General features: G+C 65.6%; 16 protein-coding genes. 13 read left to right on the forward strand and 3 right to left on the reverse strand.

The window, feature by feature from the left end:
- Nucleotides 1-50: 50 nt before the first annotated feature.
- Nucleotides 51-2,282 (reverse strand): ATP-binding protein, encoded by a 2,232-nt coding sequence (locus FHY02_RS13735; protein ID WP_183923072.1) that lies wholly within the window; start codon nucleotides 2,280-2,282, stop codon nucleotides 51-53.
- Nucleotides 2,283-2,379: 97 nt separating this feature from the next.
- On the opposite strand from FHY02_RS13735, the gene FHY02_RS13740 reads away from it, so the two are divergent.
- The 5 genes from FHY02_RS13740 (at nucleotide 2,380) to FHY02_RS13760 (ending at nucleotide 7,910) form a co-directional block, all read left to right on the forward strand.
- On the forward strand, nucleotides 2,380-2,718 hold the full coding sequence (locus tag FHY02_RS13740; RefSeq protein WP_221198650.1) for a response regulator transcription factor: 339 nt from the start codon (nucleotides 2,380-2,382) through the stop codon (nucleotides 2,716-2,718).
- Between the two features lie 123 nt (nucleotides 2,719-2,841).
- Complete coding sequence (locus FHY02_RS13745; RefSeq protein WP_183923075.1) at nucleotides 2,842-3,309, forward strand: hypothetical protein; 468 nt, start codon at nucleotides 2,842-2,844, stop codon at nucleotides 3,307-3,309.
- 49 nt (nucleotides 3,310-3,358) lie between these two features.
- On the forward strand, nucleotides 3,359-4,078 hold the full coding sequence (locus tag FHY02_RS13750) for a hypothetical protein (RefSeq protein WP_183923077.1): 720 nt from the start codon (nucleotides 3,359-3,361) through the stop codon (nucleotides 4,076-4,078).
- 1 nt (nucleotide 4,079) lies between these two features.
- Nucleotides 4,080-5,780 (forward strand): cyclic nucleotide-binding domain-containing thioredoxin-disulfide reductase, encoded by a 1,701-nt coding sequence (locus FHY02_RS13755; protein WP_183923079.1) that lies wholly within the window; start codon nucleotides 4,080-4,082, stop codon nucleotides 5,778-5,780.
- Nucleotides 5,781-5,888: 108 nt separating this feature from the next.
- Complete coding sequence (locus FHY02_RS13760; protein WP_183923081.1) at nucleotides 5,889-7,910, forward strand: ATP-binding protein; 2,022 nt, start codon at nucleotides 5,889-5,891, stop codon at nucleotides 7,908-7,910.
- Nucleotides 7,911-7,954: 44 nt separating this feature from the next.
- On the opposite strand, the gene FHY02_RS13765 is transcribed toward FHY02_RS13760, so the two are convergent.
- Nucleotides 7,955-8,611 carry a response regulator transcription factor gene (locus FHY02_RS13765; protein ID WP_183923083.1) on the reverse strand — a complete coding sequence of 219 codons (657 nt, stop codon included), beginning with the start codon at nucleotides 8,609-8,611 and terminating at the stop codon, nucleotides 7,955-7,957.
- Nucleotides 8,612-8,848: 237 nt separating this feature from the next.
- On the opposite strand from FHY02_RS13765, the gene FHY02_RS13770 reads away from it, so the two are divergent.
- Nucleotides 8,849-9,220, forward strand: a complete 372-nt coding sequence (locus FHY02_RS13770; protein WP_183923085.1) for a response regulator transcription factor — start codon at nucleotides 8,849-8,851, stop codon at nucleotides 9,218-9,220.
- 243 nt (nucleotides 9,221-9,463) lie between these two features.
- Here the strand turns inward: FHY02_RS13770 and FHY02_RS13775 are convergent, their stop codons facing one another.
- Nucleotides 9,464-10,294 carry an alpha/beta fold hydrolase gene (locus FHY02_RS13775; RefSeq protein ID WP_183923670.1) on the reverse strand — a complete coding sequence of 277 codons (831 nt, stop codon included), beginning with the start codon at nucleotides 10,292-10,294 and terminating at the stop codon, nucleotides 9,464-9,466.
- 468 nt (nucleotides 10,295-10,762) lie between these two features.
- On the opposite strand from FHY02_RS13775, the gene FHY02_RS13780 reads away from it, so the two are divergent.
- The 7 genes from FHY02_RS13780 (at nucleotide 10,763) to FHY02_RS13805 (ending at nucleotide 17,694) form a co-directional block, all read left to right on the forward strand.
- Entirely contained in the window at nucleotides 10,763-11,647 is an 885-nt protein-coding gene (locus FHY02_RS13780; RefSeq protein ID WP_183923087.1) for an NAD(P)H-binding protein, read from the forward strand.
- Nucleotides 11,648-11,691: 44 nt separating this feature from the next.
- Nucleotides 11,692-12,372 carry an alpha/beta hydrolase gene (locus tag FHY02_RS13785; RefSeq protein WP_221198651.1) on the forward strand — a complete coding sequence of 227 codons (681 nt, stop codon included), beginning with the start codon at nucleotides 11,692-11,694 and terminating at the stop codon, nucleotides 12,370-12,372.
- Nucleotides 12,373-12,395: 23 nt separating this feature from the next.
- Nucleotides 12,396-12,575 (forward strand): hypothetical protein, encoded by a 180-nt coding sequence (locus FHY02_RS22665; protein ID WP_221198652.1) that lies wholly within the window; start codon nucleotides 12,396-12,398, stop codon nucleotides 12,573-12,575.
- A 20-nt stretch (nucleotides 12,576-12,595) separates the two neighbouring features.
- On the forward strand, nucleotides 12,596-13,462 hold the full coding sequence (locus tag FHY02_RS13790; RefSeq protein ID WP_183923089.1) for an MBL fold metallo-hydrolase: 867 nt from the start codon (nucleotides 12,596-12,598) through the stop codon (nucleotides 13,460-13,462).
- Between the two features lie 177 nt (nucleotides 13,463-13,639).
- Complete coding sequence (locus FHY02_RS13795) at nucleotides 13,640-15,970, forward strand: ATP-binding protein (RefSeq protein ID WP_183923096.1); 2,331 nt, start codon at nucleotides 13,640-13,642, stop codon at nucleotides 15,968-15,970.
- A gap of 108 nt (nucleotides 15,971-16,078) precedes the next feature.
- A complete protein-coding gene (locus FHY02_RS13800) occupies nucleotides 16,079-16,912 on the forward strand; it encodes an alpha/beta fold hydrolase (RefSeq protein ID WP_183923098.1) in 834 nt (277 codons plus the stop codon).
- Between the two features lie 53 nt (nucleotides 16,913-16,965).
- Complete coding sequence (locus FHY02_RS13805) at nucleotides 16,966-17,694, forward strand: SDR family NAD(P)-dependent oxidoreductase (protein WP_183923100.1); 729 nt, start codon at nucleotides 16,966-16,968, stop codon at nucleotides 17,692-17,694.
- Nucleotides 17,695-17,994 lie beyond the last annotated feature (300 nt).

Below are 17,994 nucleotides of genomic sequence, written 5' to 3' on the forward strand. Positions count from 1 at the left end.
GCCCTTGTCCTGCAACGCCAGCGTACCTGACAGCCCGACTTCGGTATGGGCTATTCGGCGCCGCTTGGGAGGTTCGGAGCAGCGCCTTCTTCTTCAGATGCTGCGGCGGCTAGGGGGAGCGATAGAACGAACCTAGCTCCCTTCGGGCACGCCATGGCGGTGATCGACCCGCCATGTGACTCTGCGATCGAGCGGCACACCGCCAGTCCGATGCCCATGCCCTGCGGCTTCGTCGTGAAGAAGGAGTCGAACACCCGCTCCTCCGCGCCGGCCGGGATGCCCGGCCCGGTGTCATCCACCGTGAGCGTGACGAGATCGCCGCTCCGAGCGGTCGCGATCTCGATCTCCCGATCCTCTTCCGGAACGCTTTGCATCGCCTGGATGGCGTTCAGCACGAGATTGACCACCACCTGCTGAAGCTGGACCCGATCTCCGCATGTGGAGGGCAGATTCTGCTCGAAGCGAAGCGTAAGCTGCACTCCGCCCTGCTTCAGCTCGTGCCGCACGAAGGGAAGCGCCTCCGACACCATCGTCTCGAGAGAAAGCGGCTGGCGCTCCGGCGTCATCGGAGCGACCACCGAGCGGATCCGCGTCACGATCTCGGCAGCGCGTCCCGCTGCGCCGAGGGTGTGCTCGGCAAGGGATCGCAACAATGCCGGTTCCGACGGGTGCCGCTCGAGTGCCCGCAGAGCCGTTCCTGAGTTCGTGATGATGGCGGAAAGCGGCTGACTGATCTCGTGAGCGACCGACGCCGCGAGCTCGCCAAGGGTGGCTATCCTCGATGCATGCGCGAACTCGGTCCGTACGAGCTCGAGCCTCTGCTGCGCCTCGATACGCTCGCTGATGTCCACCACGCCGCAAAGTACCGGCTGATCCGGCCGGCGTTCGGGTTCAGCCCACAGAGTGATATTGACGTTGACCTCCGAACCGTCGGGACGTCGTAGACGGTGGTCCAGCGGTGGTATGAGGCGTTTCTCGTACCGCCCGTGCACGGCTCGCCCCACGATGTGCCATCGTTCACGAGACCATAGCCAGCCGACGCCGCTTGACTTCACGTCCTCTCTGGTCAGCCCGAAGATCTCCAGCGCCCGGTCGTTGATGGCCGCAACGCGCATCGCGTCGATCATCTCCTGCATGCGCCCGTCATCCGCGAGCAGGTGCGAACCGAGGTCGGTCACGCCCTCGGCGCGATACCGGGCGATCACGCGATCGGCGTCGCAGAAGTCGTACTCGAGCAGGCCGATCGACATCGCGTCGAACAGCTTCCTGAACTTTTCCTCGCTACGCTGCAGCTCCGTAAAGGCCTGCTTCTGCGAGCGAAGGTCGATCACCCCCACTACCATGATGCCGCGCTTGGCGCTTTCCGGCGACCAGGCGACGGTGAAGAGCGCGTCGATTAATCCGCCATCGAGCGCGCGCAGCCTGGTCTCGCACACGAAGTGCGGCTGCTTGTCCATCACCGCAACGAGGGCACCGACATACTCTGGGATGCTCTCGTCGGGCCAGAGACGGCTGCTGCGGCGACCAAGCAGCGCTCCGATGTCCGGTGCTCCGAACAGCCGGACGCTTGCGTCGTTCACGTCGACCACGTCCTCCAGGTCCATGAGGGCGCGGACTCGAGTGTAGTCGGCGAGAAGGTACTCCTTGAGATCGGTGACTCCGTTGTCCCTGAGCTTCTTCAGCTCGGCGCCGACCATCCGGAAGTCGGTTTCGAAGAAGCTCACCGCCAGCGCCTGGAAGAGATTCTCGTACCGATGCGTGGCGGAACGGACCTGCCGCCGAAGCTGCTGGATCTCGGCTGCGCTCCTGCCGGTCTCGACGACTTCGCGGAGCCTGCCGTCGGCGTCCCGCCTCGCTTTCCAGCGGAGCTGGACGAGCGTCGGCCCCCTGGTGGTCGAGCGCACGACCTCCCCGCTCCAGCTGTCGCTGCCGTCCAGCCGCTCGCCGGGGCAAGGACCGACTTCCTCCAGCAGCTCGCGCGCGTCTCGGCCGAGCGCGGTGGCGCGATCGTATCCGTACAGAGTCTCGGACGCCTCGTTCCAGCCGGTCACGACACCGTCCGGATCGAGCCGAACAACGCTCTCGTTCAGCAGGTCATACGGGTCGGCAGTGTCGACCGTCTCCTCGGCCACTTGATGGAGCGGCGTCGCGCCCTGGAGGTTCTCGATCTCTGACAAACTCTCGGCTTCAATCCAGCGACACACGCCAACGGGGCTTCGCTCCCCTTCTACATCCGCTCGCACACGTCGGATACCGGTTCCTGTCGGCTGCACCACGTACATCGGTATGCTTGTGGAGGCGCCTGCCGCCGTATAGTCCCTTGAGCGGAGTGGTCGCGGCGGAAGGATTGCTGACTTGGGCGTCCAATCGCTTGTTGCCGTGATCGACGATGACGAGGACGTCAGGATCTCGCTCGAGATGCTCATCGTCAGCATCGGGCACGATGCCATGCTCTTCGACTCCGCCGATGCCCTGCTTGCAGAAGCGGATCTGCAGGCGTTCTCCTGCTTCATCAGCGACGTCCAGATGCCGGGAACCGACGGACTGCAGCTGACCCGCCGGCTTGGTCAGCTCACGAACGCGCCGGTGATCCTCATTACGGCGTTCGCAAGCGAGGACGTCGAGCGCCGTGCGCGCGATGCGGGCGCGCGCCGCTTCCTGACCAAGCCGTTCGACCCGAACGAGCTGATAGACGAACTCGAGGCCATTCTCGGGTGACCCGCCGTCTTTCTCCCATACCGAGGTAGGGCTGGCACGCTCCACCGTACGATTTGCACTCGGATCGGCAGGCTTCACGAAGGAGGGGTCGCCCAAGCGGCGGCTCATTCCAGGAGCAGGCCGATGAACGCCTTGACCAACATCCAAGTCGTCGAGCTCGAAGCGTCGCTCGAGTACGAGGCGCCTCTCGGTTGCTGCCGCGAGCGCGACGAGGGCGAAGGCGTGTTCGGTCCGCTGGAGTGGCTTGTAATTGCCATTGGCCAGCGGGACGGATCGGTGGGCTGCCGGTCGAGGCCGCTTCTCGACGCTCTGGACCGGCTTTTCGCCGTGCGCCACCCCAACCAGCTAGCCAATGCCGGCCTCGAGCAGCTGCGCCGAATGGCCGCCCTCGCAAGTGAGCTCGGCTGGCACGTTCCGCCGAGCGAGATGTCGGCCTTCCTTCGTGCGGGATGGTCGGAGGATCAGCTAGAGCTGCTCATCGAGCGAGTGGCACCGAAGTGGGGCGACGGGGCGCTGACTGACGGCTGCCGTCCCGGCGCCGTCCTGTCCTTCTTGGCGGAAGCTGGGACCTACCAACGTATCGTACCGTGAAGCTGCACAAGACCTGTAGACGCAAGTCGAACGAATTGGAGCAGATCCCATGGACCCGCTTGCAGCGGAAATCATCGAGGCTCACGGTGGGCTGGAGCGGTGGAGGCAGCTTCGCAGCATCTCCGCGCATCTCACCCAGGCGGGCGCACTGTGGGAGATCAAAGGGCGCGCTGGGGTCCTCGCGGACACACGCGTTACCGTGAGCCTCACGGAGCAGTGGGCATCGCATGCCCCGTTCGGCGATCCGTCAAGGAGATCCGAGTACACGCCCGGAAGGGTTGCGCTGGTCTCGTCGGAAGGTCAGGAGCTCGAGACGCTGGAGGGCCCGCGGGCATCGTTCGACGGCCATACTCTCGAGACGCCCTGGACCGACCTCCAGCTCGCCTACTTCGCCGGCCTGGCGATGTGGACGTACCTGAACGTGCCCTACGTTCTGGCGCTCCCGGGGGTTCGATCGGCGGAGATCGCGCCGTGGATGGAGGAAGGATCCACCTGGCGCCGTCTGCAGATACGCTTTCCGGACCACATCACCACCCACAGCTCCGATCAGACGCTCTACGTCGACGCAACAGGACTGATCCGACGTCATGACTACGATGTGGAGATAGCTGGAGGAACGCCCGGCGCTCACTACCTTTCGGGGTACCGGCATAGAGGTGGCCTCGCGTTTGCCACCAGTCGGCGGATCTACCCGCGGCAGCATGACGGCACGCCGCAGCGGGACATGCTGGTGGTATCGATCGACCTCGATCACCTGGAGCTTTCCTGAGATGACTGCGGTCCTTCACGCGACCTCGGATCCCGAGGTCGCACCTTCGCACCCGCGCGAGGCCCAGATCTTTCCACGGCTGCACGACGATCAGGTGAAACGCCTCCGTCGATACGGTCATGTCGAGCACTTTAAGGAAAGTGCCGCCCTTTTCGAGCGCGGCGAAAGGTCGGTGGACTTCTTCGTGGTTCTGGAGGGCTCGATCGAGCTCCTGGACGAGGTGGACGGGAATGCGCTCACCCGCTTTCGCCAGTATGGTGTCGGCGAGTTCACGGGCGAGCTGCACCTCTTCAACGATCGGGCGGTCCTGATTACCGGACGAGCGGCGGCTGGCTCGCGTCTGCTACGCGTCGGGCGGGAGCAGTTCCGTCACATGGTCTCGACCGAGGCTGACGTCGGCGAGATCGTCATGCGCGCCTTCATCCTTCGCCGGATGGAGCTCATCGCGACCGGGCACGCCGCCGTGACGATCGTCGGCTCCGCCGGCACCGCGGAGACACACCGCGTGCGCGAGTTCCTGAGCCGGAACGCGCATCCATATCGCCTCCTCGACGTGGACGTTGATACAGTGGCGGCCGCGGCACTGCCAGACCTCGCCCTCACGCGGGAGGACCTGCCGCTGGTCCTTCTGCAGGGAGGTGCGATTCTGCGGCGCCCGACCCTTGCCAGCCTCGCTGTCGCGCTCGGCATAAGCGAGGCGCTCGACGCCGAGAAGATCTACGACGTCGCTGTCGTAGGAGCCGGTCCTGCGGGCCTGGCGGCATCCGTCTATGCGGCCTCCGAAGGACTCTCGACGATAGTGGTCGAGGGCAGCGCGCCGGGCGGTCAGGCGGGGACCAGCAGCCGCATCGAGAACTACATAGGCTTCCCGACCGGCATCTCGGGACACGCGCTGGCCGGTCGCGCGCAGGTTCAGGCGCAGAAGTTCGGCGCCCGGCTGGCAGTCTCACGACAGGTCGTCGCGCTCGACTGCTCGAGCGTTCCGTACGTCCTGACGCTCGAAGACGGCGAGCGGATCGCCGCAAGAACCGTGGTGATCGCCACCGGTGCGCGCTATCGCCGCCTGAACCTGCCCGGTTACGAGCGGTTCGAGGGTCGCGGAATCTACTACGCGGCCACGCAGATCGAGGCTCAGCTCTGCGCCGGCCGCGACGCAGTCGTCGTCGGCGGGGGAAACTCGGCGGGTCAGGCGGCGGTGTTCCTGTCGCGCACCTGCAGACATGTCCACGTGCTCGTCCGGTCAGAGGGGCTTGCCGCTACCATGTCGGACTATCTCGTGCAGCGTCTGCAGCGGGCGGCCAACATCACGGTGCGTGCGCTCACCGAGATCAGCTCCCTCGAGGGCGAGGACTACCTGTCGCACGTGACATGGTCCGACCGGATCACCGGTGAGAGCGAGCGGCGCGCGACAGGCGCTCTCTTCGTCATGATCGGAGCGGACCCGAACACCGACTGGCTCCGTGGCTGCATTCCCCTCGACGCCGCCGGCTTCGTGCTTACGGGACGTACGGAGGACGGCACTTTACCCCTCTCGCCGTACGCGACCGGCCTGAGGGGCGTGTTCGCCGTCGGCGACGTGCGCTCCGACTCGGTGAAGCGGGTAGCCTCAAGCGTCGGCGAAGGCTCGGTAGTGATCTCGGCGGTGCACCGGGTGCTTCAGGACGCTAGATCAGACAAGGCTGGCGCCTCGAACATCGAGTGACCCGAGGTCACAGGCGAATAAGGCAGGCGATGACGTCGTCTACACAGGCTATCGTAGTCAGCGCGGCCAGCCGCCCCGACGGTAGGCGAAGCGATGCAAGGAACGAAGGTGCAGCGAGTTTCCGCCCAGATGCTGGATCTTTCCAGCGAGAGCATGATCTCGACCGGGGCGGACGGCGAGGTGACGAGCTGGAATCTCGCGTCGAAGACGCTCTACGGCTGGCAGCCTCACGAGGCGATCGGGCGTAGCCTCGCCGATCTGCTGGGCCGCTACCCGCCTGCCGCCATTCGGGCCGTTCAGGCGACTGGACTGTGGGAGGGACGTGTCGATCGGCGTCGTCGCGACGGCACGGCCTGTACCGTCCGCCTGCGTGTCGCCCGCGCCGCCGGGACGCCAGCCTACGAACTGATGGAGGTGTCCTCGCTGCTGGAGGTCGAGCACCCCGCGGAGAAGGCACTTGCCGCCAGTCGGCATCGCTACCGGAATCTGTTCGGAGCGGTCGCGGCGTCCTTCTGGGAGCTCGACTTCGCGGACGTCGGCCGGATGATCCAGGCGCTGGCCCGGAGCGGCATCAGAGACATACCGGAACATCTCAGGGCCGATCCCGACATAGCTCGCGCAATGATGAGGGCGACGAGGATCGTCGACACGAACGACCGATCGGTCGAGATGTTCGGCCCCGCCACGAAGCGGGAGCTGCTTGCCACTCCTCTCGACTACTACTGGCCGGAGGAGAGTACGCGAGATTTCGCCGAGAGTGTCATATCGGCCATCACGAACAAGCCACGACACGTCGCCGAGACAAGGATGCGAGCGCTCGACGGCAGGATCTTCGACGCGCTGTTCACCGTCTCCTTCCTCCCGGGAGCCATCGGCGGCGGCACTCTTCTGGTCGGCTTCACGGACATTTCGGACAGGGTACAGGCGGCAAGACAGCTCGGCGACCTGAGCGCACGCCGCCAGATGCTGCTGGACGTACCCACCATAGCGCTGTCCGAACTTACGGCACCTGAAGTCGCCGAGAGCTTCCGTCGGCTGAGATCGGAAGGGGTGACCGACATCGGACGGTACGTCGATACACACCCCGAATACGTCGACTTCGTGATCGCGAGCCTGCGCCTGGCGACGGTCAACGATGCCGCCGTCCGGCTCTTCGGCGCGTCGTCAGCTCAGGAGCTGATCGGCCGAAGCATGACGGGCATCATCCCGCCGGGCTGCGAGGTGCTGCGGCGCTCCGTCGAAGGATCCTTCGTACGCGAGCCTGTCTTCCAGTCCGAGATGCGGATGCTGCGCCTCGACGGTCACCCCGTAGACACCCTCTTCTGCCGTGTCTCCAATCCCGACCCATCTAGCAGCGAGGTCCTGGTCGCTCAGATCGACATCACCGATCAGGTGAGAGCAAGAAGCGAGGTGGACCGAATGCGGCAGCAGCTCGCCCATGAGTCCCGGATCTCGCTGCTCGGGCAGCTTACCGCGTCGATCGTGCACGAGGTCAGTCAGCCTGTCACCGCCATCGCGAATCATGCGGCCGCGGCGGAACGGCTCGCAATGAGGCCTGCTCCGTCTTTGGAGCGCCTCGCCGGCGTCGTTTCGATGATCGGTCAGCATGCCGTGCGGGTCGGAGAGATCATTCACCGGCTACGCGCCGTTGCGGCTAACCGGCAGGTCGCCCTCGTTCGACTCTCGCTCGAGGAGGTCGCCGCGGAGGCGCGGGTGCTGCTCCGGCAGGAGCTCGACGAGCGCGGGATCAGGCTGGTGACGGGTCGGGACGGGGTCCTGCCGCTCGTCATGGGAGATCGAATTCAGCTGCAGCAGGTCCTGGCCAACCTCATGCTCAACGCCATCCAGGCGCTCGACGAGGTACCTCGGGCCGCCCGGCGGATCGACCTGCAGCTCCGGTCGGATGCACGCGCCGTCGAGGTGGCGATCGTCGACAGCGGACCGGGGCTGTCTCCCGAGTTCCTGGCGGCGCCCTTCCAGACGTTCCGCACGAGCAAGCCGGACGGGCTTGGCATGGGGCTCACGATCTGCCGCTCGATCGCCGAGGCACACGGCGGCAGCGTCTCGGTAAAGAACCGCGAGGACGGACGTGGCGCGGTCTCTTCGCTCCTGCTTCCAGCAGCCGACTAGCGTCTGAGAGTCCCGGCTGACTGCTGGAATCCGGAGGTTCGTCTCTAGAGGCCGAGTCGCTCGATCTTGCGGATCATGTCGGCGACGGATACCGACTTCAGCTTACGGCCTGCGCTGGAGCGATGCATCTTCACCGTGATCTCGGTGATGCCGAGCTCGAAGGCGATCTGCTTGTTTAGAAGCCCCTTGCCGACGCCGCGAAGAACGTCGCATTCACGGGGCGTGAGCTGGCTTGCGAGCGCCCTGATGCCGTTCACCTCCTCCTCGTCCCGTCGGCGCTCTCCGTCGAAGCGGAGCGCCTCGGCGACCGCATCCAGCAGCTCCTGCTCGCGGAACGGCTTGGGAAGGAAGTCCAGGGCACCGGCCTTCATCGCACGTACCGAGGTTGGCACGTCCGCGTAGCCGGTCAGGAAGATGATGGGCAGCCGAATACCCTTTCCCGAGAGCTGCGCCTGAAGCTCCAGCCCGCTGACGCCTGGCAGACGAAGGTCGAGGATCAGGCAGCTCGGACGGTCGGGGAGACCGGCATCCATCAGCTCGGCCGTGGAGCCGTAGGTGAGGGTCTCCATGCCGACGGAGAGGAACATGTCGGTAAGGCTTGCGCGGACATCGGCGTCGTCGTCCACCACCAGCACGAGCGGCGGAAGGGCGCTTTCGACGGAAGCGTTCGCCTTTGCGTTCAGGTTGCTTGCGACGCTCATGGGTTCCAGCCTCCGCGTGATGCCGGGCGCCGTCAGCCTAGCGCGACGTATTCCGCATTGCCATCTCCGATAGGGCTTCAGACCTCATACATCGGTATGGGGTCGGTACCCGCCAGGCATAGCAGGTCGGAGACCCCGACGCTGACAGGAACCTGCTCATCGCCCAGGAGTACTCGGAAAGGGACAGGTCGCGACAATAGCGCCGCCGGGGAAAGGATCAGCGTGACGACAGCGACGATGCCGACCATGCCTTCCACCGCGCTCATCGCCGTGGTCGACGACGACGAGGACGTCCGTATCTCCGTCGGAGCTCTTCTCGGCAGCGTCGGACTGGATGTCGCGCTCTTCGGCAGCGCGGACGATCTGCTCGCTTCGTCGACCCTTTCCGAGGCGGCCTGCGTGGTAAGCGACGTGCAGATGCCAGGTACCGACGGTATTCAGCTCGCTCGTCAACTTCGCGCCGAGGCTGGTCCTCCGGTGATCCTCATGACCGCGTTTGCCACTGCCTCGCTTCGACAGGACGCGGAGCTAGCCGGAGTGAGGAGGTTTCTCCAGAAGCCGTTCGCACCCGACGACCTGCTCGGCGAGATCGAGGGTCTTCTCAATTAGGCGCTCTGTCCGCTCGCGACATGGCTGCTCTCGTCACGCGGTTCGCGGGACGGTGGTGGGGCTGCTTTCTGATGGTCGTCGCGCCTGCCCAGAATGCGGACGTCTTTGTTAGCTTAGCTACGGCCCCGGGAGGCGACTGGCAGCGAGCCGCCGGAGCGCCCAGCTCGACCGCCCTTCTGGCCGCACCGTAGAACGGCGGCGGCGAAGTATGGTCGAGTCCGGCCCCCGGCGCGTATTGCCGACTCAGCTTTTTATGAAGGCGAGCAAGTCCGGATTGAGGACATCGGCGTGCGTCGTGAGCATGCCGTGTGGGAAGCCCTTGTAGACCTTCAGCTGGCCGTGGCGGAGCAGCTTCACCGCGAGCGGCGCCGCGTCCGCGATCGGGACCACCTGATCGTCGTCGCCGTGCATGACGAGCGTCGGCACGGAGATCTGCTTGAGATCTTCGGTGAAGTCGGTCTCGGAGAAGACGGCGACGCAGTCGTAGTGCGCCTTCGCTCCTCCCATCATGCCCTGCCGCCACCAGCTCTGGATGGTGCCGGGGTAGATCTTCGCACCGTCGCGGTTGAAGCCGTAGAACGGTCCGCTGGCGATATCGATGTAGAGCTGCGCCCGGTTGGCGGCGAGCGCCTGCCGGTAGCCGTCGAAGACCGACATCGGAAGTCCGCCGGGGTTCTTCTCGGACTTGAGCATGACGGGCGGGATCGCCGAGACGAGAACCGCCTTCGCGACGCGGCCAGGCTTCGCCCGCGCAGCGTAGCGGCACGCCTCGCCGCCGCCGGTCGAGTGACCGATGTGGACGGCGTTCCTGAGTTTCAGGTGATCGGTCAGCTCGATCACGTCGGCGACGTACGTGTCCATGTCGTTGCCGACGTCGGTCTGGGTCGAGCGGCCGTGACCACGCCGGTCGTGCGCGATGACGCGGTAGCCCTTCGACAGGAAGAACAGCATCTGGGTGTCCCAGTCGTCCGACGACAGCGGCCATCCATGATGGAAGAAGATGGGCTGGGCGTCCTTCGGCCCCCAGTCCTTGTAGAAGATCTGCGTGCCGTCCCTGGTCGTGAACGTGGTCATGTCCTTGTCTCCGCTCGTAGGTGATTCGAATGCGAGAAGCGGGCTCGCGCCTGCGCCCGCCACCGCGCCTGTGGCGATGAAGCCGACGAGAGCCTCCCGCCGCGTGAGGTTGTTCGTCCGGTCGGACGCAAAGGCGTCGGTCACGACGCGATCTCGTCACGCACGATGACGGATCGCGGCGCCCGCGACGGGCTCGCCGGGATCGCGTTCATGACCCTTCCCGGAATCGAATCGCCGCACTGCCGCTGGCGTGCCGTAGCAGGACCGTCCGCCTGCATGCTGTCTTGAGAGTACATCTAAGCACCTTCCCGGTTCGGACGGCATCTGCCGTGCTGCCCGGTGATGAAGCTGCTTCGTCTTCCGACCAATTCTACGATGGCAGGGACCTACCCATACCTTCGTGCAGTGCAATTCAGGTCGGGAGCGGCGCTATTTCCTGCCGATCATTTCAGAAGCGGGAACAGAGACATGTCCGTACACGCTCGAGGATCACGCCCGCGCATCGCCGTCGCCGGTGCGACTGGCCGCGTGGGAGCCGCGCTCGTAGCTCGTCTGGCCGAAGATCCGGTCGACGTGGTGGCGCTTTCTCGCAGCCCGGTCTCGGAGAAGCTGCCGGAAGGCACGCAGATGATCCAGGTGGACTTCGATGCGCCGGCTACGCTCTCGACCGCGCTACGCGGCATCGACAGGCTCTTCGTCGCACATGGTACCTCCGACCGGCAGGTCGAGAACGAGATCGCCATGATCGACGCCGCGGTACAGGCAGGTGTCTCTCACATCGTCAAGCTATCGGCGATGGGTCCGCCGACTCGCCTGCATCCGTTCGACTGGCACATGCGGATCGAGGCGCATCTGGCGCAGTGCGATGTCGGCTACACGGTCCTGCGGCCGAGCTGCTTCGTGGACGTGCTCGCTCGTGCTCAAGCTCCGGTGGCAGCCGATGCCTGGGGCGGCACGGCCGAGGACGGCCTGGTCAACCTGATCGACACGCGCGACGTCGCCGACGTGGCGCGCGTCGCACTGCTCGACGGCGAGTTCGTCGATGCCCAGCGCGCCTACCATCTCACGGGTCCCTTCCCCGTGAGTATGCCAGGCATCGCCGAGGAGCTCACGCGACTGCTGGGCCGGCAGGTCGGCTACACGCGCCGTACGCGCGAGGAGCACCGTCGCGTACTCCTGTCCTACGGCGTGAGCGAGATGGTCGCCGATCTGCTGCTCGGCCTCGACCGCATCTTCCGCGAGGGCGTGCTCTCGGAGACGACGGTCACAGTTCCGGAGCTCACCGGAAAGGAGGCCAGGTCGCCCGGCGACTGGCTACGCGATCACCGAAGCGACTTCGGTCAGGCATCGTGAGCAGTCGCCTGAGAGACGGGAGCTTGAGCGAGAGGCGGTGAATCATGATCCGGACTGATGTGTCCTTCAGAGCTGACGGCAATGTGATCCTGCGCGGTTGGCTCTTCCTGCCCGAGGGATCCGGGCCGCACCCGGCCATCACCATGTGCGCCGGATACGGCGGCACCGTCCACCACGGTCTCGAGCCGTTTGCCGCCGCCTTCGCGAAAGCCGGCTTCGCCACCCTCCTCCATGATCATCGAGGTTTCGGAGCAAGCGACGGGGAGCCGCGTCAGGACGTCGATCCATGGCGTCAGATCGCGGACTGGCGAAGGGCGCTCTCGTACCTCGAGAGCCGCCCCGAAGTCGACGCCCGGCGGATCGGACTGTGGGGGACCAGCTTCTCGGGCGGGCACGCCCTGATGCTCGGCGCAAGCGACCGCAGGCTCAAGGCGGTGGTCGCGCAGGTACCCACCATCAGCGGCTACGAGCAGGGACTAAGGCGTGTCGCGCCCGACCAGCTGGCTGCCGTCGACGAGGCGCTGGCGAATGACGATCGGGAGCAGCTCGACGGCGCTCCGGGCTACCAGGCCCTCGTCGGTGCCGATCCGAACGTGCCGGCGGCGTACCGTTCTGCGATGCGATCGACTTCATGCTGCGGCCGGTGCCGGCCGGCGTCTGGGAGAACAGGGTCACCCTACGCTCGTCCCGGCTCGCCCGCATGTACGAGCCTGGCGCATTCGTGAGCAGGGTGTCGCCGACCCCCCTCATGTTCATCGTCGCGAGCCAGGACGCCTCGACGCCGACCGACCTGGCACTGGCAGCCTACGAGCGGGCACTCGAGCCCAAGCGCCTCGTCCTCGTACCTGGCGGACACTACGACATCTACGTGGCGCAGCGATCCATAGCCATCGCCGCCGCCGTCGAGTGGTTCCGCGAACACCTCTGACGACAGGCAAGGAATATTCGATGAACAACTCCGAAAAGGTCCCGCTGGAGTTCGAGCTCCTGATCATGAAGCGCGGCAGCGCCACCCGCGGCGTTCCGCCCGGCAAGGAGGACCTGAGCTGGGTCGCCAACACCGCTACAGTCTTCTGGGGCAGAAGTGACGCCGTGCTGGTAGATACCTTCCTGAGCGATCAGCAGACCTCCGCGCTGGCGGACTTCATCGAGAGCAAGCGCCGGACGCTTCGGACGATCTATCTAACCCATGCCCACCCGGATCATTTCTTCGGCCTCACCACGCTGCTGCAGCGCTTTCCCGAAGCGCGCGCCGTCGCGACCCCGAAGGTGGTCGCCGCCATGAAGGCCACGACTGCTCCGCAGACGCTCGAGTCGCTCTGGAAGCGTCGCTTTCCAGGCCAGATTCCGGAACACCTCTCGATCGCCGACGTGCTGGAGAGCGACGGCTTCGAGCTTGAGGGTCATCGCTTCGAGGTCATCGATCTGGGCCATACGGACACGGACGACACAACCGGCCTGCATGTTCCCTCGCTCGGTCTCGTGGTCGCAGGCGACGCGGTCTACAACGAGGCGCACCCCTTCCTGGTCGAGACCGATCGCGCGGGTCGGCGTGCATGGCTCGCTGCGCTCGACAAGATCGAGGCGCTCCGCCCCTCGAAGGTCATCGTAGGTCACGGTTCGCTGACGCCGGACAACAGTCCGCGCCACATCGAGGCGACTCGTCGCTACATCGAGAACTTCGACCGCCTGGAGCGGGTGACCTCCACCGCGCGAGAGCTTTATGACGCCATGCTGAGGCTGTACCCGGACCGCATCAATCCAGGATCGCTGTGGGGAAGCGCCCATGTGGCGAAGGGCGAGCCTCTCGGCTAGGCCGCGGGGCATGAGCCAATTCGCGAGCTACGCCGCCTTGCTCCGCGCAGCCGGGACGGCTCCGGACAGACTGGCTTGGCCTGAGTGTCGAGGAAGCGATATGCTGCGCCCGGCGGCAGCGGCAGGCTGACGCGTACGCGGGGGGCGGCGCGCATGGCACGGCGACTGGGAAGACCGATGCTCCTGACGCTGGCGACGCTGCTCGCCGGTGTCGTCTTCCTGCTCGACGTGCTGGTGCGCTACGATCTTTCGCTACCGATCCTGTACCTCGCGGTGATCGGCGCGGTAGCGATGGCGGCGAACGCGACGGCAGTCACGCGCGCCGCACAGGCATGCGTCGCGCTTACCGTTCTCGGCCTTGTACTGGGTGATCCGCTCGTCCCCTCCCCATCGGACGTGCTCCGATGTCTGCTGGCGTGCGTGGCCATCGGGCTCACCGCTGCGCTTCTGGTCAGCCGCAAGCGCCTGGAGGCGACGAAGCAGGATCTCGAACGCAGCCGCGCGGAAGTCGAGCTCTTCGCGAACTCGGTCCCGTTCGTCCTCTGGCGGTCGAATCCGCAGGGCGAGATCGAATACCTCAACGAGAGCTGGACGTCGGTGACGGGGCTCGACCGCTGGAGCGTGCTCAAGGATCAGCGCTACAACGACGTCGTCCATCCCGACGACGTTCCGGCACTCGGCGAGACCGTGTCGCGGGCCGTTGCGACGAGGACGATGACCGACCTCAAGATACGCGTTCGGCAGCGCGACGGAGGCTACCGGTGGATGCAGATCTACGACAGTCCCGCCTTCTCGCCCGTGACGGGACTGGTCGAGCGGTTCGGCGGCCTCTCGGACGTCCATGACGAGGTCATGGCGAAGGAGGAGCTTGAGAAGGTACGCAGCGAGCTCGAGGCGAGCAGGGCCGAGCTGATCAACATCACCGACTCCGTGCCCCAGATTCTCTGGCGCGCGGATGCGACGGGAACCCTCGACTTCTACAATCGCCGGTACCCAGAGGTGACGGGAAGGCACTTCGGGGAGCGCGTCACGCCCGAGGAATACCTCCCGGACATCCATCCCGACGATCGCGATGCGTTCGTCCTGCTGCTCGAGCGGACCATGCCTGCGGGCGAGGAGGTCCGCGCCATGTACAGGCTCCGTCATGCCGACGGCAGCTACCGCTGGATGTCGCATGTCGGACGTCCGGTACGGGTCGGCTCGGGCGAGGTGCGCTGGTACGGCGGCATGTCCGACATCCACGAGGAGGTGACAGCGCACAACAGCCTGCGCGACCTGGCCGAGACGCTCGAGAAGCGGGTGCTCGAGCGCACATCCGAGCTGATGCGGACGGAGCGGCGATATGCAGGGCTCTTCGACGTCAGCAACATGACCTTCGCCGAGATGGACTTCAGCGAAGCGGAGCCGATCGTGGACGAGATCAGGCGGAGCGGCGTCACCGACCTGCGGTCGTACATGGCGACCCGTCCCGACGAGCTGTCTCGAGTGCTCGGCACGATCCGGACAAGACGGGTGAACGAGGCGCTTGCGCGATTGCTCGGGTACGAGAGCGTGGCGGAGCTCGTGTCCAGTCCTCCCGCGCAGAACGCGGAAGACGGTGCCGAGATTCTACTGCGGCAGCTTGAGATGTACTGGCAGGGCGTCAGCCATATCGATGGCCGCACCGTTCTCGTCGGCAAGGGCGGGCGCCGTGTTCCGGTCTACTTTACCGTGACGCGACTTCCGGACGGACTGCATCTGTCCAGCCACGTCGATCTTTCCGATCAGGAGCGTATCGAGGGAATGCGTCGAGCCGCACAGGCGGAGCTCGCCCGCGCCAACCGCATAGCGACGGTAGGCGCGTTCTCGGCGTCGATCGCCCACGAGCTGAACCAGCCGATCGCGTCGATGCTGATGGACGCCAGGACCGGACTTCGGCTCGCAGGCCGTAAAGACGCGGACATGGAGGCGATCGCGCGTATCCTGCAGCGGGTGGAGAGGACTGCACAGCGCGTCGCGAGCATCGTGCAGAAAACCCGGGACAGCATCGTCGCGGGCAGACGCCGAATTACCAGCATCGATCTGCCCGGGCTTGCCGCGGACACAGCCGACCTGCTCCACCACGATCTCGTCCGTTCGGCGGCCGAGATCGAGATCGTGTGCGCTCATCCGGTTCGGGCGGTCGCAGGAGATCCGATCGAGGTGCAGCAGATCCTCGTCAATCTCGTGAGCAACGCAGCCGACGCCATGCGGGAGCAGCCTGGCCCGAGGCGGGTGAGGCTCGAGATCGCCAACGGGAGCGACTCTGCCCGTGTCCGCGTGCTGGACACCGGCCCGGGCATTCCCGAGGAGCATCTCGCCCGGCTCTTCGATCCGTTCTTCACCACGAAGTCGACCGGCATCGGCATGGGCCTCGGGATCTGCCGGTCGGCCGTTGAGGCCATGGGCGGCCAGCTTCTGGTGGAGAACCTGCCTGGTGGTGGCGCCGGCTTCTCGTTCGATCTCCCTTACGCGGACGGTCCTGGCTAGCGCATCGCTTCGGTACCATTCCCCTACGCGCGTGCGGCCGGGCCATACCGAGGTGCATATCGCTCCGGAGGCCGGGCTGGGTCACGATCGCTGCAAGGAGATCGACCCATGCAGACGCACCAGAACGCCCAGACCCGCTTCATCGAAGCAGGATCCAACCGGTACGCGTACCGCCGCTTCGGACGCGCGGGTAGCATGCCGATCGTGCTGCTTCAGCACTTCACCGGAGGTCTCGACCACTGGGATCCTGCGTTCACCGACGGTCTGGCGCACGATCGCGAGATCATCCTCGTGGATAACGCCGGGGTCGGTGCGTCGACCGGCGAGACGCCGAAGACCATCGAAGGCATGGCTGCCTGCATACGCGACTTCGTCGACGCGCTGGGCCTCGAAGTGTTCGACCTGCTGGGCTTCTCTATGGGCGGGATGGTGGCGCAGGCGTTCGCGAAGACGAACGCCAGTCGCATCCGTCGGCTCGTGCTCATCGGCACGAGCCCGCGCGGTGGCGACCCGTCGCCGTACATCGCGGAGGTCTCCCAGCGCGCTCGCGGCGACGCCGGGGTCGAGGACATGGCCTGGCTGTTTTTCGGCCAGTCGGACGCCGGCCGCGAGGCGGCGGCAAGGTACTGGGAGCGGCGACATGCGCGCACGGTCGACGTGGATCCGCCCAGCGGCCTTCCGACGATCATGGCACAGGTCGCGGCAGGGCGAGACTGGCTTGAACCTCATGGTGATCGCTTCGCTGATCTCGCCGCCATCACGATGCCCACACTTGTAGCGAATGGCCATCTCGACGTCATGCTGAATACCGCAAACTCCTTCCACCTGCAGCAGCACCTTCCCGACGCCCAGCTGATCATCTACCCGGATTCGGGACACGCGCCTCACTTCCAGTACCCGGAGCTGTTCCTGGCTCACCTGCGTCTCTTCCTGAACGCCTGAAGCGGGAGACGACGGCCTCGCCACCTTTCAGCAGAGATCAAGGGGAAGACACAATGGCGAGACTTGATGGCAAGCTGGCCGTCGTCACCGGCGCAAGTTCGGGCATCGGCCTTGCGATCGCGAAGGCGTTCATCAGCGAAGGCGCACGGGTTATCGTCACCGGCAGGCGCGAGAAGGAACTCGGCGACGCGGTGGCGGCACTTGGCGATGCTGCCGTTTCCTTCCGCGGAGACGTGTCGTCGCTAGCCGATCTGGACCGGCTCTTCGGTACGATCGCGCAGGCAGGACCAATCGACGTGCTGGTCGCCAACGCCGGAGTTGCCGAGATACAGACGCTGGATGACATGACCGAGGAGCACTTCGATCGGCTGTTCTCCACCAACGTCAAGGGTACCGCGTTCACGGTGCAGAAGGCGCTTCCGCTTCTACGGGATGGTGCGTCGATTATCCTGATCGGCTCGGTGGCTGGAGTAAAGGGTACCGCGGGACTTGGCGTGTACGGCGCCACGAAGGCCGCTCTGCGCAACTTCGTAAGATCTTGGACGATCGAGCTGAAGGATCGACGCATCCGTTCCAACGTCGTCAGCCCGGGCCCGATCGACACGCCGGGCACGCAGCGCATGTCCGCGGAAGCGTTCCGCAAGCTGGCCTCCACCGTTCCGATGGGTCGGGTGGGTACGCCCGAGGAGGTGGCCGAAGTGGTCGTCTTTCTCGCATCTGACGCCTCGAGCTTCATCAGCGGCACCGAGGTCTTCGTCGATGGCGGCCGGGCACAGGTCTGACATCGACCTAGCGCCCAGAAGCGATCGTCGAGGTAGCGATTGAGCCACCTCGTCGACGGCTCAGCCTGGCTTTCCTCGCCCGACCATGAACGTTTTCGCGAGATGCGCGACGGTTTCCTAGTCGGTCGAGGAGATCACGCGTCAGCTTGAAGAGTTCGCACGTGCGTGTGCCTACGGCGCGAGGAGCTCTCGTCAGGGTCGCTCGACTGAAGCGCTAGCTGCGTACCGCGAAAGTCTGCTTCTGCCCGATCCGTCGCGGCCTCTCGTAACCACCTGTCATCGCCACTACAGGCGTACACC

This window comes from Sphingomonas sp. BK069 (assembly GCF_014193405.1).
GTDB lineage: Bacteria > Pseudomonadota > Alphaproteobacteria > Sphingomonadales > Sphingomonadaceae > Sphingomonas.

Excerpts from the sequence above, each read along its gene's own strand:
- FHY02_RS13735 (WP_183923072.1), bottom strand. The coding sequence starts at position 2,282 with ATGTACGTGGTGCAGCCGACAGGAACCGGTATCCGACGTGTGCGAGCG.
- FHY02_RS13745 (WP_183923075.1), top strand. The coding sequence starts at position 2,842 with ATGAACGCCTTGACCAACATCCAAGTCGTCGAGCTCGAAGCGTCGCTC.
- FHY02_RS13750 (WP_183923077.1), top strand. The coding sequence starts at position 3,359 with ATGGACCCGCTTGCAGCGGAAATCATCGAGGCTCACGGTGGGCTGGAG.
- FHY02_RS13755 (WP_183923079.1), top strand. The coding sequence starts at position 4,080 with ATGACTGCGGTCCTTCACGCGACCTCGGATCCCGAGGTCGCACCTTCG.
- FHY02_RS13765 (WP_183923083.1), bottom strand. The coding sequence starts at position 8,611 with ATGAGCGTCGCAAGCAACCTGAACGCAAAGGCGAACGCTTCCGTCGAA.
- FHY02_RS13770 (WP_183923085.1), top strand. The coding sequence starts at position 8,849 with ATGCCGACCATGCCTTCCACCGCGCTCATCGCCGTGGTCGACGACGAC.
- FHY02_RS13775 (WP_183923670.1), bottom strand. The coding sequence starts at position 10,294 with ATGACCACGTTCACGACCAGGGACGGCACGCAGATCTTCTACAAGGAC.
- FHY02_RS13780 (WP_183923087.1), top strand. The coding sequence starts at position 10,763 with ATGTCCGTACACGCTCGAGGATCACGCCCGCGCATCGCCGTCGCCGGT.
- FHY02_RS13785 (WP_221198651.1), top strand. The coding sequence starts at position 11,692 with ATGATCCGGACTGATGTGTCCTTCAGAGCTGACGGCAATGTGATCCTG.
- FHY02_RS22665 (WP_221198652.1), top strand. The coding sequence starts at position 12,396 with ATGTTCATCGTCGCGAGCCAGGACGCCTCGACGCCGACCGACCTGGCA.
- FHY02_RS13790 (WP_183923089.1), top strand. The coding sequence starts at position 12,596 with ATGAACAACTCCGAAAAGGTCCCGCTGGAGTTCGAGCTCCTGATCATG.
- FHY02_RS13795 (WP_183923096.1), top strand. The coding sequence starts at position 13,640 with ATGCTCCTGACGCTGGCGACGCTGCTCGCCGGTGTCGTCTTCCTGCTC.
- FHY02_RS13800 (WP_183923098.1), top strand. The coding sequence starts at position 16,079 with ATGCAGACGCACCAGAACGCCCAGACCCGCTTCATCGAAGCAGGATCC.
- FHY02_RS13805 (WP_183923100.1), top strand. The coding sequence starts at position 16,966 with ATGGCGAGACTTGATGGCAAGCTGGCCGTCGTCACCGGCGCAAGTTCG.